This is a genomic window from Amycolatopsis sp. NPDC057786, from assembly GCF_042797905.1.
Lineage (GTDB): Bacteria > Actinomycetota > Actinomycetes > Mycobacteriales > Pseudonocardiaceae > Amycolatopsis.
The window spans coordinates 62,089-85,860 of sequence record NZ_JBHVKW010000016.1 but is presented as its reverse complement, the minus strand read 5'-3'; the positions used below and the strand labels follow the sequence as shown (position 1 = coordinate 85,860).

The 23,772-nt window shown below is 69.1% G+C and carries 21 protein-coding genes and 1 pseudogene; 8 read left to right on the top strand and 14 right to left on the bottom strand.

Going from position 1 to position 23,772, the window contains the following annotated elements:
* The first annotated feature begins 185 nt into the window (after window positions 1-185).
* Complete coding sequence (locus ACFVM3_RS12635) at window positions 186-374, top strand: hypothetical protein (RefSeq protein ID WP_378438170.1); 189 nt, start codon at window positions 186-188, stop codon at window positions 372-374.
* A 9-nt stretch (window positions 375-383) separates the two neighbouring features.
* Here ACFVM3_RS12635 and ACFVM3_RS12630 read toward each other — a convergent pair whose 3' ends face one another.
* Complete coding sequence (locus ACFVM3_RS12630) at window positions 384-3,209, bottom strand: ATP-binding protein (RefSeq protein ID WP_378438168.1); 2,826 nt, start codon at window positions 3,207-3,209, stop codon at window positions 384-386.
* A 310-nt stretch (window positions 3,210-3,519) separates the two neighbouring features.
* Here ACFVM3_RS12630 and ACFVM3_RS12625 point away from each other — a divergent pair, with 310 nt between their 5' ends.
* The 3 genes and pseudogenes from ACFVM3_RS12625 (at window position 3,520) to ACFVM3_RS12615 (ending at window position 7,826) form a co-directional block, all read left to right on the top strand.
* On the top strand, window positions 3,520-4,683 hold the full coding sequence (locus tag ACFVM3_RS12625) for a S8 family peptidase (protein ID WP_378438166.1): 1,164 nt from the start codon (window positions 3,520-3,522) through the stop codon (window positions 4,681-4,683).
* Window positions 4,683-6,230: pseudogene (locus ACFVM3_RS12620) on the top strand (S8 family serine peptidase). Before ACFVM3_RS12625 ends, ACFVM3_RS12620 begins: the two are co-directional and overlap by 1 nt.
* A 72-nt stretch (window positions 6,231-6,302) precedes the next feature.
* Window positions 6,303-7,826: a phytoene desaturase family protein gene (locus tag ACFVM3_RS12615; protein ID WP_378438164.1), complete on the top strand. Its 1,524-nt coding sequence runs from the start codon at window positions 6,303-6,305 to the stop codon at window positions 7,824-7,826.
* A gap of 61 nt (window positions 7,827-7,887) precedes the next feature.
* Here ACFVM3_RS12615 and ACFVM3_RS12610 read toward each other — a convergent pair whose 3' ends face one another.
* Together ACFVM3_RS12610 and yaaA are read right to left on the bottom strand one after the other, a co-directional pair.
* Window positions 7,888-9,339 (bottom strand): trypsin-like serine protease, encoded by a 1,452-nt coding sequence (locus ACFVM3_RS12610; RefSeq protein WP_378438162.1) that lies wholly within the window; start codon window positions 9,337-9,339, stop codon window positions 7,888-7,890.
* Window positions 9,340-9,426: 87 nt separating this feature from the next.
* Entirely contained in the window at window positions 9,427-10,182 is a 756-nt protein-coding gene (gene yaaA, locus ACFVM3_RS12605; protein ID WP_378438160.1) for a peroxide stress protein YaaA, read from the bottom strand.
* A gap of 59 nt (window positions 10,183-10,241) precedes the next feature.
* Between yaaA and ACFVM3_RS12600 the strand changes: the two genes are divergently transcribed.
* Both ACFVM3_RS12600 and ACFVM3_RS12595 read left to right on the top strand, forming a co-directional pair.
* Window positions 10,242-11,210: a GNAT family N-acetyltransferase gene (locus tag ACFVM3_RS12600; RefSeq protein WP_378438158.1), complete on the top strand. Its 969-nt coding sequence runs from the start codon at window positions 10,242-10,244 to the stop codon at window positions 11,208-11,210.
* Between the two features lie 73 nt (window positions 11,211-11,283).
* A complete protein-coding gene (locus ACFVM3_RS12595) occupies window positions 11,284-12,219 on the top strand; it encodes an aminoglycoside phosphotransferase (protein WP_378438156.1) in 936 nt (311 codons plus the stop codon).
* Window positions 12,220-12,389: 170 nt separating this feature from the next.
* Here the strand turns inward: ACFVM3_RS12595 and phoU are convergent, their stop codons facing one another.
* The 10 genes from phoU to ACFVM3_RS12545 form a co-directional block, all read right to left on the bottom strand.
* Window positions 12,390-13,052: a phosphate signaling complex protein PhoU gene (phoU, locus tag ACFVM3_RS12590; RefSeq protein ID WP_125679662.1), complete on the bottom strand. Its 663-nt coding sequence runs from the start codon at window positions 13,050-13,052 to the stop codon at window positions 12,390-12,392.
* An 80-nt stretch (window positions 13,053-13,132) separates the two neighbouring features.
* Window positions 13,133-14,536 (bottom strand): LCP family protein, encoded by a 1,404-nt coding sequence (locus tag ACFVM3_RS12585; RefSeq protein ID WP_378438203.1) that lies wholly within the window; start codon window positions 14,534-14,536, stop codon window positions 13,133-13,135.
* An 800-nt stretch (window positions 14,537-15,336) separates the two neighbouring features.
* Window positions 15,337-16,065, bottom strand: coding sequence for a GGDEF domain-containing protein (locus ACFVM3_RS12580; RefSeq protein WP_378438154.1), 729 nt, complete (start codon window positions 16,063-16,065; stop codon window positions 15,337-15,339).
* A gap of 65 nt (window positions 16,066-16,130) precedes the next feature.
* Window positions 16,131-16,733, bottom strand: a complete 603-nt coding sequence (gene idi, locus ACFVM3_RS12575; protein WP_378438152.1) for an isopentenyl-diphosphate Delta-isomerase — start codon at window positions 16,731-16,733, stop codon at window positions 16,131-16,133.
* A 67-nt stretch (window positions 16,734-16,800) separates the two neighbouring features.
* Entirely contained in the window at window positions 16,801-17,634 is an 834-nt protein-coding gene (locus ACFVM3_RS12570; RefSeq protein WP_378438150.1) for an alpha/beta fold hydrolase, read from the bottom strand.
* Between the two features lie 31 nt (window positions 17,635-17,665).
* Window positions 17,666-17,836, bottom strand: coding sequence for a hypothetical protein (locus ACFVM3_RS12565; RefSeq protein ID WP_378438149.1), 171 nt, complete (start codon window positions 17,834-17,836; stop codon window positions 17,666-17,668).
* Window positions 17,796-18,578 (bottom strand): hypothetical protein, encoded by a 783-nt coding sequence (locus tag ACFVM3_RS12560; protein ID WP_378438147.1) that lies wholly within the window; start codon window positions 18,576-18,578, stop codon window positions 17,796-17,798. The genes ACFVM3_RS12565 and ACFVM3_RS12560 overlap by 41 nt, the downstream gene beginning before the upstream one ends.
* A 40-nt stretch (window positions 18,579-18,618) precedes the next feature.
* Window positions 18,619-19,764, bottom strand: coding sequence for a tRNA dihydrouridine synthase DusB (gene dusB / locus ACFVM3_RS12555; protein ID WP_034314478.1), 1,146 nt, complete (start codon window positions 19,762-19,764; stop codon window positions 18,619-18,621).
* A 178-nt stretch (window positions 19,765-19,942) separates the two neighbouring features.
* Complete coding sequence (locus ACFVM3_RS12550; protein WP_378438145.1) at window positions 19,943-20,320, bottom strand: hypothetical protein; 378 nt, start codon at window positions 20,318-20,320, stop codon at window positions 19,943-19,945.
* On the bottom strand, window positions 20,317-20,532 hold the full coding sequence (locus ACFVM3_RS12545; RefSeq protein WP_378438144.1) for a hypothetical protein: 216 nt from the start codon (window positions 20,530-20,532) through the stop codon (window positions 20,317-20,319). The genes ACFVM3_RS12550 and ACFVM3_RS12545 overlap by 4 nt, the downstream gene beginning before the upstream one ends.
* A 278-nt stretch (window positions 20,533-20,810) precedes the next feature.
* On the opposite strand from ACFVM3_RS12545, the gene ACFVM3_RS12540 reads away from it, so the two are divergent.
* Together ACFVM3_RS12540 and ACFVM3_RS12535 are read left to right on the top strand one after the other, a co-directional pair.
* Complete coding sequence (locus ACFVM3_RS12540; protein ID WP_378438142.1) at window positions 20,811-22,769, top strand: DUF2339 domain-containing protein; 1,959 nt, start codon at window positions 20,811-20,813, stop codon at window positions 22,767-22,769.
* Window positions 22,770-22,812: 43 nt separating this feature from the next.
* Window positions 22,813-23,214, top strand: coding sequence for a TIGR03667 family PPOX class F420-dependent oxidoreductase (locus ACFVM3_RS12535; RefSeq protein ID WP_378438140.1), 402 nt, complete (start codon window positions 22,813-22,815; stop codon window positions 23,212-23,214).
* Here the strand turns inward: ACFVM3_RS12535 and ACFVM3_RS12530 are convergent.
* Complete coding sequence (locus ACFVM3_RS12530) at window positions 23,211-23,762, bottom strand: superoxide dismutase (protein WP_378438138.1); 552 nt, start codon at window positions 23,760-23,762, stop codon at window positions 23,211-23,213. The genes ACFVM3_RS12535 and ACFVM3_RS12530 overlap by 4 nt on opposite strands.
* Window positions 23,763-23,772: the final 10 nt, after the last annotated feature.

Sequence of the window (23,772 nt, the reverse complement as noted above, 5' to 3'; positions counted from 1 at the left end):
GCCAAGGCCCCGGACAGTCATCAGCACGAGGCACCTCCCTGTCGCATCCACCGGCTCCCTGCCGGATCGCGCACGATCATGGCGGACACCTTCGGGTGCTCGCAACCGATTTAATTTCGAGAGTCCCGAAACCCGGTTGCCGTCCGGTGCGATCCTGGTGGCGGACGGCGATCCGGGGAGGACTGGTGGCGAAGCGGCGGTATGTGGCGAGGGGTGTGCCCGGCGGGTACCGGATCTGGGACACCAAGGCGCGGCGATGGTGGGGCGACCACTACGAGCTGTGCCCCGACGACTTGCTCGCCGAGCTGAACGGCTCCGCCGATCCCTCGCGGATCACCGCCCTGCTCAAGAGGCACCGGGCGCTTCGGCGGTGAGCTGATCGCCTACGCCGACCGCAGTCCCGCCAGCTCGCTCCGCGACCGCACCTTCAGCTTCCGCAGGACACTCGCGACGTGCTGCTCCACCGTGCGCCGCGACAGGAACAGCACCTCGGCGATCTCCCGGTTGGTGTGCCCGGCGGCCAGCAGGCGGGCGACGTCGCGCTCGCGCGGGGACAGCTCGTCGCCGTAACCGCGGCGGCCGCGCCGCGACGGGGCGACCGCGCCGGTGGACCGGAAGGCGTGGCGGCAGCGCGCGGCGTCGCGGGTGGCGCCGAGGTGGTCGAAGGTCTCCGCGAGCGCCGCGAAGGTCTCGGCGACGTCCTCGTCGCGGGCCAGGCGGCAGCGCGTGGCGCGTTCGGCGATCAACGCCGCGTGATACGGCGCTGGGAGGGCCTCGAACCGGGTCCGAGCCCGCTCGAAGGCCTCGATCGCCTCCGCGTGTTCGCCACGGGACGCCGCGATCAGCCCGCGGTTCGCGGCCAGCGCCGCCCGGGTCGACGGCGCGTCGAGGTCACCGATCTCCCGTTCGAACTCGTCGGTCAGCGCCTGCGCTTCGGCGTCCCGCCCGGTGGCGCAGTACGCGTCGACGGCGGCCATCAGCAGATCGGCGCCCCAGGCCCAGACCCCCTTGGCGCGCAAGAGTTCCAGTCCCTTCTCGGCCTGCGTGACGGCGGCCTCGCCGAGATCCTGCGCGAGCAGCATGCCCGCCATCCCGGCGTGCGCGGCGATCGCGACCGGGGTGAAGGCGTTCTCGGGCTGGTCCGCCGCGGTGCCGGCGAACCGGGCGGCGGCCTCGTCCCATTCGCCGCGGGCGGCGGCGAGCAGGCCGAGGACCAGGCACAGTTCGCTGGTCACCGGCAGGAGGTCGCGGTACTCGTCGATCAGCGCGCAGGCCCGTTCGGCGAGGCCGTCCCAGTTCCCGGTGAGCCAGTCGGTGTGGACGGCCGTCGCGCGGGCGGTGCTGACGACGTACGGCGCCCCGCAGTCGGCGGCCAGCTGCATCCCGCTGTGCAGCAGGCTTCTCGCCCGCCGATGGTGGCCCGTCCAGGCGCAGGCGTCGGCGCTGTTGCAGTGCAGCCGCGCCAGATGCCGCTGTTCGTCGGCGGAGCCGACACTGGTGGGCACCCGGTCCAGCATGTCCCAGCCGCGCGCGTCCCCGATGTGCAGCCGCGACGCCACGTTGTTGGCCATCAGGATGATCTTCAGCCGCCGGTCGGTGGCCCGCTCGATGAGCCCGTCCACCCGGTCCATCCAGCGCCGGTGCTCCCGCAGCGGGGTCGCGCCGACCCACGGCTGCGCGAGGACGCCCATCCCGCGGCCCGCCAGGTCGGGCCGGTCGGCGAGGTCGTTGACGGCGATCTCGATCTCGGTCCTCGCCGCCTCCAGCCCGCCCGCCTGGCGCACCAGCAGGAGCCCGAGCCCCAGCCGGACCTCGCCGCTCAGTCGTCCGGACAGCCTGCCGTCGGTGAGCAGCCGCTCCAGCGCCGGGACGACCTCGGTCTGCGCGAGGCCGTTGCACGCCACCGAACTGAACTTGACCGCGAGTCTGTCCACATCGGACGGTTGGAGGCCCGGTCCGTCGAGCAGGGTGCGGAGCAGATCCGTCGCGGTCGCGAGATCACCGACCGCCGACGCCTGGTCCGCGGCCGCCTCGCCGTACTTCAGCGCGCCCGCCCGGTCACCCGCCTTGCGGCAGTGTTCGGCCAGCCGTACCAGGGATTGCGGGAGGCGGTCGCGTAGCAGCCGCGCGGCCCGCCGGTGCAGTTCCTGGCGATCGGGGCCGGGGATGGTGCGGTACGCGGCCTGCTGGGCGAACGCGTGCCGGAAGCCGTACGTGCCCTCACCGGCCTCCACCAGGACGTTGCGTTCGAGCGCGAGGACGAGCGCGCGGCGGGCGCGCTCGGGGGTGAGCGCTGCCGCGGCGGCCAGCAGGTCCGAAGTGGACGGTGTGGCGAGGACGGCGGCGGCCTCGGCGATCCGCCGGGCGGCGGGCGGCAGCGCGACGAGATGTTCGACCGTCGCTTCCCGCAGCAGCGCCGGGACTTCGACCGTGTCGAGCAGGTGCCGCGCGGTCATGCCGTCGGCGTGCACCGCGCCTTCGACGCCGCCGATCGCGTGCACGATCTCCTCGACCACGAACGGGATCCCCGCGGTCCGCTCGTGCAGCCGCGCGGCGAACTCGGCGGACACGTTCGCTTCGCCGAGCAGCGCCGAAACCAGTGCGTGGACGCCGTCGCGGTCCAACGGCCGGAGTGTGACGAGCGCGTGCGCGGTGCCGGGCGCCGGGCGGTAGGCGCTGCCGAGCGGGATGCCGCCGGGTGTCTCTTCGCGCCGGTAGGTGAGCAGGAGGGTCAGGCCCGCGGGCGGGTCGGTCATCAGGAACCGCAGCAGGCGACGGGATCCGTCGTCGGCCCAATGGAGGTCTTCGACGAAGAGGACGTGCGGGCCCAGCGAGCCGAGCAGTTCCCGGACGGCGCGGAAGAGCCGGTGCCGTTCGGCCCTCGGATCACCGAGCCGGGGCGGCGGCTCCGGCAGGAAGGCCGCGAGTTCCGGCAGATAGGGCGCGAGGACACCGGTCACGGGGTTGAGGTCGCGCGCCGGGCGGATGTCCTTGAGCGCGTCGAAGACCACGCCGTACGGGAACGGCTCGCGCAACGGCTGGCAGATTCCGGTGAGGACCGGCCGTCCGGCCAGTTCGGCACAGGCCAGCAGTTCGGCGGCGAGCCGGGTCTTGCCCACGCCGGCTTCGCCTTCGAGCATGAGCACCGACGGCGAGCGCATCGCGCCGTCGAGGAGTTCGCGTAGTTCCGCCTCACGGCCGACGAGCACGGGCGAACTCGTCCTGCGTCGGCAGCCACCGATCACCATTGCCGGGTCACCCCCGCTTCACGAACCACACCGTTCGAGTGAACGCAGCTTAAGCGCCTGCTCAGTGATCACGGAACCCACCCGGACCGTCACAGAACTTTCGTAGGGACGGGGAGTTTCCCCATTAGATACGTAGTCCTACGGACCGTTGCCTCGCTTGTTCGCGCAGGTCCCGCCACCCGAAAGTGATTCATGCGTGACAGCACGTCACGGCGCCGGCCTGGATTTCCGCCGGCGCGGACCACCTGTTCGAGTGAACGGAGCTCAGGAGATGCGTGGAGAACTTCGACGTCACCGGATCGCGGGCGCGGTGCTCGCCGGGGCCTGTGCGGCGGCCACCGTGGCCTTCGCCGGACCGGCCGCGGCCGCTGAGGGGCAGATCCGCGGCGCCGGTGTGCCGGGAGCCGTCACGGACGGGTACATCGTCTCGCTCAAGAGCGGCGACGCCGGCCTCGCGGCCAAGTACGGCGGCCAGGTGAAGGCGACCTACACCGCCGCGCTGAACGGTTTCTCGGTGAAGATGACCGAGGCGCAGGCGAAACGCCTGGCCACCGACCCGAACGTCGACTTCGTCCAGCAGGACGCGGTCGCCCACATGACCGGCACCCAGACCAACCCGACGTGGGGACTGGACCGGATCGACCAGAAGAACCTGCCGCTGGACCGGAAGTACACCTACCCGAACGACGGTGCCGGGGCGACGGTCTACGTCCTCGACACCGGTGTCGACTACCGCCAGTCCGAATTCGGCGGCCGCGCGACGAGTGGGTACGACTTCATCGACAACGACAGCGACGCCCGCGACTGCCAGGGGCACGGAACGCATGTCGCCGGCACGGTCGGCAGCGCCACCTACGGTGTGGCCAAGGGCGCCAAGATCGTCGCGGTCCGCGTGCTGAACTGTCAGGGCAGCGGCCAGTACTCGCAGATCATCAGCGGGATCGACTGGGTGGTGAGGAACGCCAAGGGCCCGTCGGTGCTCACCATGAGCCTCGGTGGCCCGGCCGACTCCGGTGTGGACGCCGCCGTGCGCCGCGCCGTTTCCGCGGGCATCACCAACACGGTGGCCTCCGGCAATTCCAACACCGACGCCTGCGGCACCAGCCCGGCCCGGGTGCGTGAGGCCATCACCGTCAACGCCACCCAGAGCGACGACCGCCGGTCGACGTTCTCGAACTACGGCAGCTGCACCGACATCTTCGCGCCCGGCACCAGCATCACGTCGCTGCGCAACGGTGGCGGCACCCAGCAGATGAGCGGTACCTCGATGGCGACGCCGCATGTCGCCGGCGCGGCCGCGATCTACCTGACCTCGAACCCGTCGGCCACCCCCGCCGCCGTCGCCTCCGGTCTCGCCAACGCCGCCACCAGCGGTGTCGTGAAGAGCCCGGGCACCGGTTCGACCAACAGGCTGCTGAACGTGGCGGGTCTCTGATGCGGCGCGGCGTGCGGGCCGGCGTGGTGGCCGTCGCGGCCACCGCGCTGGCCGCGCTCGCCGCGGGCAACGCCCTCGCCGCGGAGGCGGAAGGTGTTGTCGTGCAGGCGAAACAGCACTACGGTGATCAGTACATCGTGGAACTCCACGAGGTCGGCACCCTGGCGGTCGAGCAGTCTTCGGCCGCGCTGACCGGCCGCTACGGCGGCGAGGTCTGATCGGCGTACAAGAACGTGCTGCGCGGCTTCTCGGTCAAGGGCATGTCCGAGCGACAGGCCCGGCGGCTCGCGGCCGACCCGGCGGTCAAGGCGGTCTACCAGGACGGCACCGCGCGTGCCGTCGGCACGCAGACCAACCCCACCTGGGGGCTCGACCGCGTCGACCAGAAGAACCTGCCGCTGGACAAGAGTTTCACGTACCCGAACACCGGCGAGGGCGTCACGGCGTACGACCTCGACACCGGGATCAACCCGGAAAACCCGGAGTACGAGGGGCGCGCGTCCATCGGCAAGGATTTCGTGGGCGGCAACGGGAAGGACTGCAACGGGCACGGCAGTCACACCGCGGGCACCATCGGCAGCAAGACCTACGGTGTGGCGAAGAAGGTCAAGGTCGTCGGGCTGAAGGTGCTGGGCAACGACTGTTCGGGCAACGGTCCCGACTCCGCCATCGTGGACGCGGCCGAATGGATCACCGCGAACGGCACCAAACCGGCGGTGGCGAATCTGAGCCTGCGGATGGACCAGGTCGGGCTCGGCGACGACGTCATCAAGAAATCCATCGCGGCCGGCTTCGTCTACGTGGTGGCGGCGGGCAACGAGAACCAGAACGCCTGCAACGTCAGCCCCGCTCGGGTTCCCGAGGCGATCACGGTCGGCGCCTCGGACAGCAGTGACAACAAATCCTCGTTCTCCAACCACAGTTCGTGCGTGGACATCTTCGCCCCTGGCAGCAACATCACGTCGCTGTCCACGTCCAACGGTGGTTCGGCGAACATGAGCGGGACGTCGATGGCCACGCCGCACGTGGCCGGGGCGGCGGCGCTGTACCTCGCCGCGAATTCCGGTGCCACCGCGCGGCAGACGCGGGACGCGCTGGTGAACAACGCCTCCGACGGCGTGCTCAAGGGACTGCCGTCCGGCACGGTCAACAAACTGCTGAACGTGTCGTTCATCGGCGGCGGTGGCCCCACGCCGACGTGCGGGGTCAAGTCCAACACGACACCGGTGTCCATTCCGGACGCGGGTGACGCGGTGACCAGTTCGGTGACGCAGGAAGGCTGCGACGGCAAGGCGTCGGCGACGCTGCCCGTCAAGGTCGACATCGCGCACACCTACACCGGTGACCTGGCGATAGACCTGATCGGGCCGAGCGGTGCGGTGTTCGGCCTCAAGCAGGCGGGAGGGATCGGCGAGGCGACCGGCGTGCACACGTCGTACACGGTGAACGCCTCGTCCGAACCGGCGAACGGGACCTGGAAACTGCGGGTCCGTGACGTCCACCGGTTCGACAGCGGGACGATCGAAGGTTTCTCCATCACCTTCTGAGTCCTTGCGAACGGCGGTGCGCCGCGGTCACGATGGCCGCGGCGCATCGTCGTTTCGCTGGGAGGCTGGTGCATGGAGTCCTATGACGCCGTGATCGTCGGTGGCGGGCACAACGGCCTGGTGGCGGCGGCCTACCTGGCCGGGGCCGGCCGCTCGGTGCTGGTGCTGGAACGGCGCGACGAGGTCGGCGGGGCGGCGGTCTCCTTCCGTGCCTTTCCCGGTGTCGACGTGCGGCTGTCGCGGTACTCGTACCTGGTGAGCCTGCTGCCGCGCAAGATCATCGCCGAGCTGGGGCTCGGTCTCGAACTCCGGCGGCGGCGGATGTCTTCGTACACCCCCGTCGGTGCCCGTGGTCTCCTTGTCGACACGGGCGACGACGGCCGTACGGCGGCGTCGTTCTCCGCGCTCACCGGGTCCACAAAGGACTTCGAGGCGTGGCGGCGGTTCTACGCGCTGACGGCCCAGGTCGCGGAGAGGACGTTCCCCACCCTGACCGAACCGTTGGTGTCCAGGGAGGAGCTGCGCTCGGGCATCGAGCCGGAGGCATGGGACGCGCTGTTCGAACGGCCGATCTCGGAAACGATCACCGGGATGTTCGGCGACGACACCGTCCGCGGTGTCGTGCTGACCGACGCGCTGATCGGCACTTTCGCCGGAGCCGGTGATTTCCGGCAGAACCTGTGCCTGCTCTACCACGTGATCGGAAACGAGACCGGCGACTGGGACGTGCCGGTGGGCGGGATGGGCGCGGTGACCGGGGCGCTCGCGTCGGCCGCGTCTTCCGCCGGGGCCCGGCTGATGACCGGCGCCGAAGTGTTGTCGATCGACCCGGGCGGCTCGGTGCGTTACCGGCTCGGTGACGACGAATTCGCCGCGCGTGGTGGGCACGTGCTGTCCAATGTCGCACCGCGGACGCTCGCGCGGCTGCTGGGGGAGGAGCCGCCGGAGGCACCGGAAGGCGCGCAGCTCAAGGTGAACATGGTGCTGTCACGGTTGCCGCGGCTGCGTGATGCGAGCGTCGATCCGCGGGAGGCGTTCGGCGGGACGTTCCACGTCAACGAGAGTTACGAGCAGCTGGCGACGGCCTACGCCGAGGCGTCGGCGGGCCGGATCCCGTCGCTGCCGCCGTGCGAGATCTACTGTCATTCGCTGACCGACCCGTCGATCCTCGGCCCGGCCGAACAGTCCGCCGGGGTGCAGACGCTGACGCTGTTCGGGCTCCACATGCCCGCGCGGCTGTTCCAGGGACGAAACGACGCCGCGCGCGAGGAGGCGTTGCGGGCGACCTTGTCCTCTTTGGACAGTGTGCTTGCCGAGCCGATCGAGGACTGCGTGCTGCGTTCGCCGGACGGCGGGTTGTGCGTCGAGGCGAAGACGCCGCTGGACCTCGAAGCCGAATTGGGGCTGCCCGCGGGACACATCTTCCATCGAGATCTGTCGTGGCCTTATGCCGCGGATTCCGCTCAGGTGGGGCTTTGGGGTGTCGAGACGGCGCACGAGCGGGTGCTGCTCTGCGGTGCCGGGGCCGTGCGGGGCGGCGGTGTCTCCGGCATCCCTGGACACAATGCCGCGATGGCGGTGCTTTCCCGGTCCTGAAATGTCATGAAAGGGTCGTTCAGGACAAACGATGTCCTGAACGACCCTTTCATGACACTCGCTACTGGACGGTCAGGGTGTAGGTGGCCGTGGCGGTCTTGCCAGCCGAGTCGGTCGCGGTGACGGTCACCGGGTACGTGCCGCGCTGGAACGGCGCGACCACCTGCATGGTCGAACTGCCGCCACTCGAGATCGTCTTCGGGTTGAAGAACGGTGCGAACGGCAGTCCCTGCCCGGACGCCGACAACGTGATCGCGCCCGTGCCACCGGTGGCGGAAACCGTGACGTTGCTGAAGAAACCGGGCTGGACGGTCCCGCTGGTGGGGCTCAGGGCGACCTTGAGCTCGCCGGGTTGCGGCGCGCCGTCGCCGACGGTCAGCGTCAGGTTCGTGGTCGCGGTGTCGGTGGTGCCCTTACCCGAGATCGTGACGGCGTAGTTCTTTTCGGCCGTCCCGGCGGGAACCTCGATGGTCACCTTCGCCGAATCACCCGACGTGATGGACGTGGGCTGGAACGTGGCCGTCGCGCCCTCGGGAAGTCCCGAAGCGCTGAGCTCGACCTTTTCCGCGCCGTTCTTGCCGGGCTTGCTGGTCACGGTGGCCGAAACGTACTTGCCCGGCTCGACCTTGAGCGCCGACGGCGTCACCCCGAGCGAGAACGTCTCCGGGTTCTGCGGCTCGCCGATCTGCTGCTTGACCCAGTCGCCCATCTCGTTGTTGAGCCTGCCGTACACGCTGTACCACTTGAAATCGCTGCGGCTCCAGGACGCGACGCCGACGATCTTGCCGTCCACGATGAGCGGCCCGCCGCTGTCACCCGGCAGGATCGTGACGCGGCCGTCGCTGTAACCACTGCAGATCATCGTCGCGTCTTTGAAGCCAGCGCCGACGCCGTTGCAGTTGCTTCCCTGCACGATCGGCAGGGTGAACTTGTGCAGTTCGACGTTGCGGGTGTCGTCGTTGTGGTCCTTCTTGCCGTAACCGAGCCCCAGCCCGGATTTGCCCGGCTGGTTCAGGTCCGTGTCGGCCGACGTCGCGACCTTCGCGTACTGGCCGCCCGGCACCGGGATGTCGGCGTCCGTGGTGACCACCGCGACGTCGTAGCCCTGGTCGAAGTTGACGTATTTCGGGTGCTTTACGTAGCTGACGACGCCGATCCGCGTTCCGCCACCGGAGTTGAGGTCGTCCAGCCCGTAGAGGAAGGACTTCTCGCCCGCCGCGTCCTTGCAGTGCGCGGCGATCAGGATCTTGCGCGGCGCGACGACCGAACCCGTGCACGTCTGGCCCTGCGGACGCGTTCCACCTTCGCGCAGGCCGGCGATGATGAAGGGGTGGTCCTTGACCGACGCGGGGGTTCCGCCGATGGAGTTCGTGTGCGGTCCACCGGGGACGACCGCTTGATCCGTCGGGGTGACGGCGGGCAGGTTCGCGGCGGCCGCCGGAGCGGGCAGGAGGACCGAGAGGCAGCCGAGGGCGGCGGTGGTGATCCCCAGTAGCCGTTGTCTTCTGTTCACGGTGGTTCCTTTCCAGGTGGCTGGAAATCACTTTCCGCATGTGCACCTGGCGGAACAACCGAGGAAGGAGCCCGTAGGGGTACGGAACTAATGCACCGCGTCGCCGGTGAGCAGCTCGATACTGTGGTCTCCGGTGCGCTCGACGTCGAGGCCCGCCTTCGTCAGGACCCGCATCAGCTGCTCCACAGTGGACGGTTCGCTGCGCGACTTCACCAGCTCCGCGGCCAGCCTCCCCTTGTACGCCTTGTTGAAGTGGCTCACCGTGGTCCGGTTGCCCTTCGCGTCCTCGGTCACGACGCGCACGGTCACCGCGTCCTGGCGGAGCTTCGCCAGCGCCGAGTAGGTCCCGGACCGCAGGTCGACGACGAGCCCCTCGACAGCCTGGAGCGCCGGTTCGAGGACCGGCTTCCACACGCTGCGTACGGTGCCGAGCGACGGCAGCGCGTTGCCACCCGAAAGCCGGTAGGCGGGGATCGGGTCGGTCGCCGCGACCACGCCGAACAGCGCCGAAGCGACGGCGAGGCGCTTCTCCGCCTTCGCCAGCGTCGCCTTGGTGAAGGACTTCACGTCGAGCGCGTCGTAGAGGACCCCGGTGTAGCGGCGCAGCGCGGGCATCGTGGGCGAGGTCCACAGCTCGGCGTTGCGGGCGACCTCGTCGGCCTGCCGCGGCGTGATGCCGAGCGCCGCGACACTGGCCGGGACGTCGGCGGCCAGCTCGGTCAGCGCGTCGGCCAGTTTCGCCCGGGTCGGGTTCAGCTCCGGGAACGACAGCGCGTCGAGATCCAGCGGCGCGCCGGTGCCGCCGGCGGCCTTGGTCTCGGAAGGGGGCAGGAGCACGAGCACCACGGAAGCGTAACTAAATGAAGTGCGTCACCCCGAGGCGCGGGCTTAGCCTCGTCCGCATGAGCCTGACCTGGCGCCCGCTGACCTTGGACGACATGCCGCGACTGGCCGAGACCTTCGCCGAGGCGGAGCGTGTCGAGCCGATCGAGGAGCACTACAGCGCGGAGGATCTCGCCGAAGAGATCGGTACGCCGACCGTCGACCTGCCGACGGCGTCCACCAGCGCGTGGGATGGCGAGACCCTGGTCGCCTACGGTCTGCTCCGCAAGCGTGACGCGGCGGATACGGTGCACATGATGCGGGTCGAGGCGCTCGTCCACCCCGCGTACCGCGACGACGCGATCGCCGCGCGCCTCACCGGCTGGTTCGAGGAGGCGGGCAAGAAGCTCCACGCGAAGTCCCACCCGGACGTGCCGCTGGAGCTGCACGCCGGGACCAACACCAAACAGCGCTGGCTTACCGAGGTACTCGTGGACGCCGGGTACGAGCACGCCCGGTGGTTCGTCGACATGCGGGCGGACCTCGCTTCGATCCCGCCGGTCAAACCGTTGCCCGAAGAGTTCCCGCTCGTCTCGTACGAGGAGAAGTACGAGGCCCTCACGCTGCGGTCCCGTAACGAGACCTTCGCCGACCACTGGGGGAGCACCGAGCAGTCTCCGGAGGCTTGGCGGCATCTGATCGTCGGCGCGAAGGACTTCCAGCCGGATCTGTCGTTCCTGCTGCTGAGTCCGGAGCGGGACAAGGTGGTCGCGATGGTGCTGAGCGCCCACTTCGCCTCCGATACGGCGGCCACCGGCGTGAAGGATCTGTACGTCAGCCACGTCGCGACCGACGCGAGCCTTCGCGGGCGGGGGATCGCGGGCGCGCTGCTCGGGCACGCGCTCACGCAGGCGAAGGCCCAGGGTTTCCAGCGGGCTTCGCTCAACGTCGACCAGGACAACACCCACCGTGCCCTCGGTGTCTACGAGCGGGTCGGGTTCAGCGAGTTCCAGCGCTGGGCCGGGTACGTGAAGCCCGTTCCGACCTGACCGGTTGTCACCCGAAAGGGTGGATTTCGGTAGAGTCGATCCTCTCGGAGAGATCGCTGGGGGTGGTAGGGCGTTGCCGGTTTCCGCACGCCTCGGCTGGCATGACCTGCCGTCGGCGACGCGTGACGCCGTGGAGCGTGAGCTCGGGTCGGTGGTCCGTCGCTCGTTGTGGCAGACCCCGGAGTTCGACGGCGGTGTCGCCGCGCGGCTCGAACTCGACCGCGGTCATCGCTGGGTCTTCCTGAAGGCGATCCCGGCGGACAGCCCGCGCGCGGGCGGCTACCGGACGGAGGCCTCCATCGCGCGACGCCTCCCCCCGGAGGCGCCCACCCCGAAGCTTCTGTCCTTTGTGGATGGAGAGTGGCTGGTACTCGCGTTCGCCGACTTCGACGGCACCAGGCCGAACCTGCGGCCGGGATCGCCGGACCTCTCCGCGGTACTGGCCACCTTCGGCGCGCTCGGACGCACGCTCACGCCGTGTCCGCTGCCCGACGTCCCGGACGCGCTCGACGATCTCGGACCGCTCCTGCGCGGCTGGCACGAACTCGCGAAGGAACCGCCGGACGACCTCGACGGCTGGGCCGTCCGCAATCTCGACCGGCTCGTCCAGCTAGAGACGTCCTGGCATCCCTGGTCGGCCGGGGACACGTTGCTGCACAACGACATCCAGCCCGAATGCCTGGTGCGGACCGGGCCGGGCAGGGTGCTGGTCACCAACTGGCGCTACCCGGCGCGGGGCGCGGGCTGGCTCGATCTGGTCGCGCTCGTCCCGTATCTGCTCGACGCCGGGCACGAACCCGCCGACGTCGACCGCCTGCTGCGGCGGCGCCCCGTGCTGACCGGTGTCCCGGTCTGGGCGGTCACCGCGTTCGGTGTCGCGCTGGCCGGGCACGCCGAACGAGCGTCCCGTCTGCCGGAACCGCCCGCGACGACGGGCGTCCGCGCGGCGCAGCGCCGTCTCGCCGGCGCCATGCGGGGCTGGCTCGCCTACCGGACGCACTGGCAGTAGCGCCTCGGGCGGCTCGTGGGCGCCGACGTGTGTCGCGAAAGCCACTTTCGCGACGTCAGGTGTCCCGAAAGTGGCTTTCGCGACATGCCGCAGGGAGCGTTGAGGCCGTGAGACGACGAAGGGGCCCTTCACCGCGTGAGATGCGGTGAAGGGCCCCTTCGGCACAGAAACTACAGCTCGTCGGGTCCGTAGCCGGGCATCTTGCCGGTCACCACGAAGATCATCCGGCGCGCGACCGAGACGGCGTGGTCGGCGAAGCGCTCGTAGAAGCGGCCCAGCAGGGTGACGTCCACGGCCGCGGCGACACCGTGGTCCCAGTTCCGGTCCATGATGACCGTGAACAGGTGCTTGTGGATCTCGTCGACCTCGTCGTCGTCCGACTCGATCGTGCGGGCGGCTTCGACGTCCTTGGACTTGATGACCTGCTCGACCTGGCGGGCCAGGCTCACGCCGACCTCGCCCATCTTGGCGAAGTCCGCCTTCACCTCGTCGGGCAGCACGGGGTCCGGGTGACGGCGGCGCGCGGCCTTGGCCACGTGCAGCGCCAGATCGCCCATCCGCTCCAGGCTCTCCGCCGCGTGGATCGCGGCGAGGACGGTCCTCAGGTCGGTCGCGACAGGTGCCTGCAGTGCCAGCAGCGCGTACGCCTGCTCCTCGCATTCGGCGCGCGCGTCGTCGACCTTCGCGTCGTCGCTGATCACCTGCTCGGCGAGTCCGAGATCGACCTCGAGCAACGCCCGGGTCGCCCGCTCCATCGCGTCGGCGACCTGGAGCGACATGCTCGCTAGGTTCTCGGCGAGCTGTTCGAGTTCGACATGGTAAGCCTCACGCATGGCCCAACCCTACGGGGAACAGGGGCCAAAAGCCGCATCCCAGAGTGAACCCGACGTGAACCCGGACTAACGAATGATCCTCAGCCTGAGCTGCTGCTCTTCTTGGCGCCGCCGGACTTGGCGGAGCTGGTCGGAGCGGACGCCGTTTCGCCCGCGGGAGGCGCCGGCGCCTTCTCTTCCAGCGGGGTGTTGTTGATCAGCGCGTCGAAGACGGCCTTCGCCCTGCTTTGGACCAGCACCTCGTTACCGCGCTTGTTCGCCTCTTCGGTGGTGGGCACGGTGAGGAACTTGACCTTGTCCGAGTCCATCCCGCGCATCGACTTCGCCAGCGTCATCATCTGCTTGATGCCGAGGTTCTCGCCGAAGGTGGCCTTGGCGAACGCGTCGATGAAACCGCTGAGCTTGCCGGTATCCAGGATGACGTCCTTCGACATCACCGTCTTCAGCAGCGCGCCGAGGAAGGCCTGCTGCCGTTTGATCCGGCCGTAGTCCGACGTCGGGTCGCCCTTGACGTGCCGCGCCCGGACGTAGTTCAGCGCCTGGTCGCCGGAGATCCGCACCTCTCCCGCCTGCGGGATGATCATGCCGAGTGTGGTGTCGTCGACCGGTTTCTCGTTGTACACGGTGACGCCCTGCACGGCGTCGACCATGGATTTGAAGCCGTTGAAGTCGATCCCGACGAAGTGGTTCATCTTCATGCCGGTGATCTGCTGGATGACCTTCGTGACGCACTGCGGGCCGCCGACCGCGTAGGCGGTGTTCAGCTTCGCGATCTTCTGCGCCGGCGCGGACTCTTCCGAGTACGACGACGTCGCCGGGTCCCAGCGCTTGCATTCGGGACGGCTGATCTCCAGGTCGCGCGGGAAGGAGACCATGACGACACGCTGCCGGTCGGCGGGGACGTGCGCGATCATGACCGTGTCCGAACGGGCGCCCGGGGTGCCGTCGGCGTCGCCGACACCGTCTTCGGCGGCCGCGCCGTCACGGGAGTCGGAGCCGACCATCAGGAAGTTCTCGTCGCCGGTCTGGCCCGCGGCGTCCTGGATGTCGGCCGAGTCTTCGTCGAGCGAAGCGACGGTGTTGAACTTCGCGTCGAACCAGGTCTGGGCCCCCCAGGCCGAACCGATGGAGAGGAACACGAGCGCGGCGACCACGGCGGCGGCGATCCGGCCCGCCTTGGCCGTCTGCCTGGTCTTGCGTTCCTTCTTCTCCTGCAGACGGGTCTGCGGGGCAGGCTCCTCGGCGGCTTCCGCGGGCGTGGAATCGGTGGTCGTGACCACTCGCTGCAGCGCCGTGCGGGTCTGCTCCAGCAACGCGGCGGGGCGGGCGGCGAACCGTTCGCGGCGCTCGCGTTTCTTGGCCTCTTCGGCCTCGAGTTCGTCGTGCGCGGCGGAGAACCGGGCCAGCGTGTGGTCGATCTTGCGCTTGATGATCGTCGCGTCGTCGATCGCCTCGAGCTCGTCGGTCATCGTGAGCCGGTCCATCTCGGACCTCGGCGGGACCGGTACCGGCCGCTGCACCGGGCGGCGGGGACGACGCGGGGACGGCGGTGCCGCGGGCTGCTGCTGCGCGCCCGGGTTCACCAGCGGCGGACGGCGCTGCGTCGGCGCTTCGGGGCTGGGCGCGGCCTGTGAAGTGCGGCGCGGCTGGCGCGCGCGAGGCGGACGCGGGGTCTCGGCAGGTTGCGGGTTCCGCGGTGGCATCTGCGCCCGTGGCGTGGCGGGTTTGGCCGCGCGAGGCGCGGGCGCCGGGTTTTCGACGGGAGCGGCCGGACGCGGGCGACGCGGCGCGGGCGGCTCCGACCGGGCGGCGCGCGCACCGGGTCTCGGAGGCTCGGGCGCCGGTTCGCTCTGCCGGAGGCGGCGTGGAGCGGGCGCATCGGCGGTGGGGTCGAAGACCGGGCGTTCACCGGTGTGACGTGCGACGACGTCGGAAACGCTGATGCCGCCGTGGGTGTCCATCGAGCGGCGCCGACCCCTGCGGCCGCGCTCGCCGTCGCTTCTGTCGGTGTGACTGTGGCGACCGGTCCCCGGGTTGTGGTGCTCGTCGGGCACTCGGTCTCCTTTCACGACTCGTCGAAGCTCTTTCGTTATCGTACGGACACCTCGGGTTCGTGACGACAACCATCCCGGAATTTTCTTCACTCAAGGTACCGAGAAGCGCCGAACGGTCCATGCGATCGGGTGAGCGGTCGTGGTTAAAGCTGCGTTAAAAGGTGTGAAACCACTACACAGAGTGCGACGCGTGACTGTGTGGGTGGCCGGCGAGTGTGTGGTGAGTCGCGCTAGGCGCCGGCGGACTCGGCCGCGTTCATCGGCTGCGGAATCGTCCGTGACGATTCTTCGTCCTGATAGGCCACTTTGTTTCGCCCGGCCCGTTTCGCCATATACAACAAAGCGTCGGCGCTGCGCAACTGCCGTTCCGGTTCCGCCGCGATATCCGGTTCCGCGCGGCTTTCGTGCGCGAGTCCCACGCTGATCGTCACGGAGAGGCCGGGGCGGATCCGGCGCCACGGATGGCGGGCCACCCGGATACGGGCGGTGTCGGCGATGCGCACGGCGCGGGCGGCGTCGACGTCAGGAATGACGAGCGCGAACTCCTCGCCGCCGTAGCGGGCGCAGAACGCCTCCGGCGGGAGGCCCTGCTGCAGGAGGTCGGCCACTTCCCGGAGCACGCGGTCGCCGACCAGATGTCCGAAAGTGTCGTTGACGTCCTTGAACAGGTCGAGGTCGACCAGGGCGATCGCGACGCCGGGCGGGCCGCGGTGGTCGACGGCCGGGCCGTGCAGCCACTGATCGAGGTAGCGACGGTTGTAACTGGACGTCAGGGTGTCCCGCAGGCTGCCTGCCCTGGCGAGGTCCAAAGCGGATTTGAGGTGGTGGTACGCGCGGCGCCAATCACCCTGCGTAGCGAGAACTCGCGCGATCGACTCGTGCAGGGTGAGCAGATCGGTGGTCGGCGCGCCCGATGGGAGCGCGGCCTCGTCGTCGGCTGCCACGCTCACCTCCGCCACGAATTGGTTTTCGTCGTATAGGAGGGATCTCTTGAGGTATGAGTACGGGCCAAAGCGAATATCGCTCAAGAGGACGACGGTTCGGCGCCATTGTCACGCACCGGAGTGCCGTTCTGTAAGGACGAAAACGGCTCCGCGTCTTTGAGCTGCGGAAACTGATCTTTCGCCCAGTAACTCACGTCAGTCACATCGTCATTCAGCAACAGTGCGTAATCATTCCAGCTCAGCCAGCGCCAGTCGCCGACCTCGTCCGGATGCGGTTCCGGATCTTCGTCGACCCAGGCGACGAAGACCGGGCAGAACTCGTTCTCGACCACGCCTTCGAACGGCGGCGTCGAGTAGCGATAGGACGGGAGGACGCACCTGAGCCCGTTCAGCCGGGGCAAGCCGAGCTCGAAGGCGGCCCGGCGCCGGACGGCCTCCTCGATCGGTTCGCCCGGTGCGGGATGCCCGCACACACTGTTGGTCCACACCCGCGGCCACACCTTCTTGGTGGCGGCGCGGCTGGTGATCAGCAGGGCCTGGTCGCTGCCGCGCAGCAGATAGCAGGAGAACGCCAGGTGCAGCCGGGTGTGCTCGTGGTGGGCGGCCAGTTTGGGCGCGGTCTCGCCGGTCGGCTCGCCGTCCTCGGTGACGTAGACGATGCGTTCGGTGTCCACTTCGGTCATGTTGTTCACCGGGCCCACTGAACCAGCAGGCTCACTGTAACCGGTACCGCGACCAGAGTTACCCCTGTTAGTGGGAGGAAAGGTGCTCCACGAGCAAAGAAGTGACGGCTTCGGGTGCCTCTTCCACCACCCAGTGGGAGACGTCCTGGATCATCTCGAAGCGGTACGGGCCGGTGACCCGGTTCGCGGTGTCGAGCGCGGCCGTCGAGCCGAAGGCGGCGTCCTCGGTGCTCCAGATGTAGAGCGTCGGCACGTCGATCGGGCCGATCTTGCCGCCGGGGCGGCCGGCTCGGTACCAGTTGAGCGCGGCGGTCAGCGCGCCCGGTTCGGACAGGCGCCGGACGTACTCGTCGACCTTGCTCGGCGACACCTTCCAGTCGAAGATGCGGCGCAGCGCGTCGGCGTTGTTCTCGAGCATTCGCCGTTCGGTGACGCGGGTCTGCCGCCATTCGGTCATGTACGCCGACCGGAGATGCTGGTCCTCGTCGGTCTTCATGGCTTCCGCCAGCGCCGCCGGATGCGGCGTCGAAATCACGGCGAGACTGCGGAGCCTGCCGGGATGCGCGTCGGCCGTCCACCACGCGACAGCGCCGCCCCAGTCGTGTCCGACAAGGTCGAATTCGTTCCATCCCAGGCGATCCGCGATCGCGATGACGTCGCCGACGAGGTCGTCGATCCCGTACTCCGACGCCTGTTCCGGCCGGACGTCCGGGGAGTAGCCGCGCTGATCCGGGGCCACCGCGCGATAGCCGAGGACGCCGAGCGTCGCGACCTGGTGCTCCCATTCCACCGCGGCCTCGGGAAAGCCGTGCAGCAGCAGGACGGGGCGGCCGTCTTCGGGGCCTGCCGCGATGGCGTCGAAGGAACCGGCCGCGGTGGGAATGCTCAGCTGCTCGATCACGACGCCGAGACTACCGACCCCGGTGGCGTGCTCACCGGCGCAGGCTGATGAGCAAAGCCGCTCCGGCGATGGCCAAACTGAGCCAGGACGACAGCGGATAATAGAAGTCCTTGACGACCGCCCAGCGGTGGTGGTTACGCATCGGGTCGAGGAAGAGAACGTCACGCTCGGGGATCTCGGCATCGTCGTCTTCGGTGCGCATCGGCACACCGCCGTGCGCCGCCGCCAGCCGGCGGAGGCGGGGGATCAGATCCTCCCGGCCGAGCGCGACCAGACAGGCGGTGAGCTTGAGGAACTGACAAGGGAGCGCCGTCCAGTACGACGTTGATCAAGGGGTACGTGAACTCCAGCGCGCGGTCCGCCACGGTCGGCGGTGTCACCCAGGTCCGCCGCCCTCCCTGAATATGCAGAAAGAGTAGTCTTGCCGCTCTGCCCGAGTAGTTCATGCAGCGCACCGGGTAGGTGTTGAGTGCGGCGTGAAGAGGGATATTGGCGGCCTTTTCCGCCTTCGTCACGAAGCGATAGAAGCGTCGTTCCGGCCGCATCTTCTTCGCCCAGAAAGTCAACAGGCCGCAAAGGAACACCGAGTAGGCCGGCAATTGCGCGGGTAGTCCGCCGAGCCAGTTCGGACGTGCGGTGCCGACGAGGGCCAGTGTCACCGCACCGATCCAGAGCACCGTGCCGTACTGGTAGCCGTGAGCACTCCATCGGGAAATCGAGTCCTGATGTGTGCGGAGCCCGCTCTTCTTCTTCCAGGCCGCCGCGAACTCTCCGGAATCGTCCAAGAGCGGGTTCTCTTCGCCGAGGACGAGGTGGCTGACGGCCAGCTCCGTCGAGGTGAACCGAGGGTATCGATGCCACCATTTCGGCGGCCGGTATGAATACTCGGCAAGGAACTGGTCGTTGATTTCCTTCGCGGCTCCGGTGGACTGCTTGCGCGCCATAGGGCAGCTTATCGGGAGGCCGCGTCCGGAGGCGGACGATTCAGCCGCCCGAGTGCATGTCCTCGGCCTCGGGCACGCAGTCGTCGTCCGGGTCGTCGAGCCAGCCGTGCGGCAGCGTGACCTTGCCAGGCGAACCCTGCCGCCCGCGCGGCCCGGTGGCGGCGCTGGGGAATGGGGCGTCGTGGTCGAGCTTGGCGATGAGATCGTCGAGTTCGTCCATGCTGGACAGCATCGCGAAACCGCGGCGAAGTTCGGAGCCGACCGGGAAACCCATGAAGTACCAAGCCATGTGCTTGCGGATGTCGCGCATGGCCTTGTCGTGGCCGTCGTGCTCGACGAGCAGTTCCGTGTGGCGGCGCAGCACCTTCGCGACTTCGCCGAGGTTCGGCGGCGTCGGCTGCGGGCGGCCGGCGAAGGCGGCTTCCAGCTCGCCGAACAGCCACGGCCTGCCCAGGCAACCGCGACCGACGACGACACCGTCGCAGCCGGTCTCGTCGACCATGCGCAACGCGTCCTCGGCGGAGAAGATGTCGCCGTTGCCGAGCACCGGGATACTGGTGACCGCTTCCTTGAGCGCCGCGATCTTCGTCCAGTCGGCCTGCCCGGAGTAGCGCTGCGCGGCGGTGCGCGCGTGCAGGCTGACCGCCGCCGCGCCCTCCGCCTCGGCGATCCGCCCGGCGTCGAGGTAGGTCAGGTGGTCGTCGTCGATACCCACCCGGAACTTGACCGTGAACGGCACCCCTGCCTCGGCCGCGGCCTTCGCCGACTCGCGCACGATGTCGGCGAACAGCTTGCGCTTGAACGGCAACGCCGCGCCGCCGCCCTTGCGCGTCACCTTCGCCACCGGGCAGCCGAAGTTGCTGTCGATGTGGTCGGCGAGCCCCTCGCCGGTGATGATGCGGACGGCCTCGGCCATCGTCTTGGGGTCGACCCCGTAAAGCTGCATGGACCTGGGCTTTTCGTTCTCGCCGAAGGTCATCATGTGCATCGTGCCGGGGTGGCGCTCGACCACCGCGCGGGCCGTGATCATCTCGCAGACGTAGATGCCGGCGCCGTACTCCTGGCACAGCTGCCGGAACGCGACGTTCGTGATGCCCGCCATGGGAGCGAGCACGACCGGCGGATCGACCTCGTAGGGGCCGATCTTCAGGCTGGGCTTGCTCAGGGTGGCTGTCACGTCCTCCATTGTCGCCTGTGGTGTCTGTCACTCGCAGGTGGGCTGGTGGACAGGCTCGCCTGCGGCGTGAGGAGCGATCCGCCTTCGCCCGGTTCCGTCGGTGAGCCGTGCCGTGACTGTGTGGATTTTGGGACGTCAGATGTCCCAAAAGCCACACAGTGGCCGAGTGTTCAAGTAGCAGGGTTCGTCAGGACGACTTCGCCAACTGGCTGACTCGTTGGAACGACATGCCGAGCACTTCGCCCGCTTCGCGTTGTGAGACTCCGAGGGCGAGCAGTTCCTGAACTGCTGCGCGGTGTTCCGCGGCCGCTTCGGCCTGCTTGCGTTGGGCCTCTTCACGCAGGACTTCGGCGCGAGCTTGGTGGTCCTTCACGGAACTCGGCAGGTGCACCTCGAGGTGCAGGTCATACTCGTCGTTTCCGACACCGTCCATGATTTCGATGAGCTCGCTGGCCATCGTCACGACGTCCTTGTAGCGGAGAGCCTGGGTCGAGCGGTCGAGCTCGCGGACGCGGATGAGCCAGAACCTTCCATCGCGAGTGACTTCGGCGTGGTAGGTCTTCACTTCCTCCACCATCCTTTCCCGAGGACGCCCTCGCATTCCTTGAAGATGTCGACGGCGAAGATCTCGCCCAGTTCGGTGTGGCGCGGGATCGGTACCACCACACCGTTCAAGGTGTAGATGGTGTGGTTGGCGCCTTCCCTTTCCAGGATCCACGCCGCGCGTTGCCGCCTGGCGGCGACAGCGATCTTCTTTATGACCTCTCGTCGTCTCACAGCGTATGTCTAGGCAGGGCTAGACGCAAGCGTCAAGAGCGGCCTAGACATCTCCTGAGATGGGATGAAAAAGGCCGTCTCGTTGCGGCAGCGCAACGCGGCAGATCAGCGGCGGGCGCGTCGGCGGATCCACGTAGGCGGGCAAGTCCCCCAGTAGGAATGCCGACTGGCTACGAGCACTCCGGGTGTGGGCCAGATCGCGATGATCTTGCAGGTCGCGACCACATCGTCATCACGATTGAGTAGTGCTACGGATCCCTCGGGGCTCTTCAGGCCGCATGCTGATCGTCATGACCACCGATGGGGATGTGCTCCTCAGGCTCGCCGGGGAGATCGACGACCTTGGGGCCCGCCTCGCGCGGGTCGGCACGGAGCTGCGGACCGTCCAGTCCGCGGCGGAGCCGAAGCACGAAGAGGCGCCTGAGCAGGCCGAGCAGCCGCAGCAGGCCGAGCCCGCGCAGCAGCAGGTGCCCCAGCAGGCCCAGCAGCCGCAAGCCGAGCAGCCCGAGGCCCAGCAGCCGCAGCCCCAGGCCCAGCAGATCCCGCAGCAGCCGTACCCCCACCCCCACTACCAGCAGCACCCGCAGTACGCCCACTACCAGCAGCAATACCAGCAGGCCCAGTACGCGCAGTGGCAGCAACAGCAGCGGTACCGCCAGCAGTATCAGCAGCCGCAGCAGCCCTACCGCCCGTATCAGCCCGCCCCGAAGGTGTCGCTCGCCGAGAAGCTGGGCAAGGAAGGCGCCGGCAGCAGGCTGCTGGCCTGGATCGGCGGCGCGGTGACGTTGCTCGGCATCGTGCTGTTCCTCGTGCTCGCGATCCAGCGCGGCTGGTTCGGCCCGTTGCCGCGGGTGATCGGCGGCGCCGTGCTGGGCGCGGCGCTGGTCGGGATCGGGCTTCGCCTGCACCGCACGCCGACGGGCCGCACGGGCGCCTTCGCGCTCGCCGCCACCGGCATCGGCGCGCTGTACCTCGACGCCATCGCCGCGACGACGATGTACGAGTACCTCCCGGCCTACGCCGGTCTCACGCTCGGGCTCCTGATCGCGGTCGGCGGGTTGCTGCTGGCCGTGCGGTGGAAGTCGGCGCTGCTCGCGACGGCGGTCGTGCTCGGCAGTGTGGTCTGCGCGCCGATCATCACGCAGGGTTTCACTCCGCAACTGGTCGCGTTCCTGCTCGTGGTCCAGGTCGCTTCGACGCCGGTGCAGTTGCGCCAGTCGTGGCCGTCGGTCGCGGTCGCGGCCGGGATCCCGCCGCTGGTCGCGTCGGTCTTCAGCACGGCGTTCACCGGTCTCGGCGGCAGCACGGCCAACACCGCCGCCGCGCTGGCCGTGGGAGGCGTGGGACTCGCGCTGGCACTGATCGTCACCGCCCAGCGGCCGGGGGACGCCGCCGCGCTCGTCCTGCTCGCCTTCGCCCCCGCGCCTTCGCTGCTCGCCGCCCTGTTCCTGCCGAAGACCCCGGCCGTGCTCGTCACGGCGTCCGTCGCACTGGTGCTGCTCGCGGTGTGGGCGGCCGGGCAGTGGCTCGACGGCTGGACGGGCGACCTCGCGGGCGCCGCCGGCCTGGTCGCGGCCCTTCAGACCACGATGACGCTGTTCGACGGCAGTGCCCGTTCGGCGATCCTCATCGGCGAAGGGATCTTGCTGGCGCTGGTCGCGCTGTGGACGAAGAAGCACGTGGCGCTCTTCGGCGGGCTCGGCTTCGCCGTCATGGGCGGCATGATCGCGCTGGTCTTCGACGTCCCGCCGACGCTCTTCTTCCTGATCCGGAACCGTCCGGACGCCGACCTCGCCGCCGCCTTCCTGGTGGCCCTCGCGATCCTGGCCGTCTCGATCACGCTTCCGTGGGTCGCGCACCGGCTCGGGCTGTTCAAGGCCGCGGCGGAGAACGTGGTGCCGTGGCTCTTCGCCGGGGTCTGCGGGCTCTACGGCGCGGGCGCGATGGTGCTGTGCGGCGCGATGCTGGTCGTTCCCGGCCGCTCGGGGTTCCTGGTCGGCCACGTGGTGATCACGGTGTCCTGGACGGTCGCCGCGCTGGTGCTGCTGGTCCGCGGCATCTCCGCGGTCAACCTGCGGGTGATCGGCTTCGTGCTGGTCGGCGCGGCGGTGCTGAAGCTGGTGCTGTTCGACCTCGCCGCGCTGGACGGCCTGGCCAGGGTCGCCGCCTTCCTCATCGCCGGCCTGGTCCTGCTCGGCGCCGGGTCGCGGTACGCGAAACTCGTCGCGTCCCGCTGAGCGGACGAGGAAGAAAAGCCGCCGGGTCGTGGTTGGTCGGTTCATGACCTACCAACCCGACCCACGGCTCGCCGAGCGGGCGAAGGAGAACGTCGCCTGGCTGACCACCATCAGCCCGAAGGGACGCCCTTCGCCCCGCCCGGTGTGGTTCGTCCTCGACGGTGACGACTTCATCGTCTTCAGCCAGCCGGACACGGCGAAGACCAGGCACATCGAGGCCAACCCCGAGGTCAGCCTCCACTTCAACAGCGACGAGCACGGGGGCTCGATCCTGGTGATCGGCGGCAAGGCCGAGATCCTGCCGGACGGTCTCGCGTCGGAGCAGCCCGGCTTCCTCGACAAGTACGAGAAGCACTACCCGGCGATCGACTACGACGTCCCGAAATTCGATCGGGAGTACCGCGTCCGGATCAGGATCCGGCCCGAACGTACCTGGGGCTTCTAGAAACCGACGGTCACGCAGGCCAGCCGGGCCCCCGCGGTCCCGGCGTGGCCCGGGTGGGTGTGGGTATGCGTTTCGTGGATCACGATGGAGTTCGCCCGCCGGTCGGTGAAAGTCCAGTCCACTTTGGACACGGCGGCGCCGCGGCCGGTGGCGTCGGTGGTGAGGTCGAGCCAGATCTCGTTGTGGGGGTTGGCGTAGGCCGGATCCACGGACGGCTTCACCGGGTCTTCGACGTTCTGGTAGTGCGGCCCGGCGAGATCACCGGTGGCACCGCACGGCTTCGTGTGCGCGTGGGCGCCGTATTCGCGGTTCGGCAGCAGGCCGGTCACGAGGATCGCGGTCGAGGTGCCGAGGTGCTTGGACGTCAACCCGAAGACGTGCGCGCGGGCGCCGGGCGGCACCAGTTCGGGTTTGTAGCTCGTGAGACCGCTCTTGGCGGTGATCACGTGGACGCGGGAGCCGGGGACGGCGGTGGCCGGTCCGGCGCCGGCGGTCAGGGCCAGTGCGGCCGCGGACAGGACAAGCGAGAGTGCGGGGACGGGGCGCATGCCCCTTGCC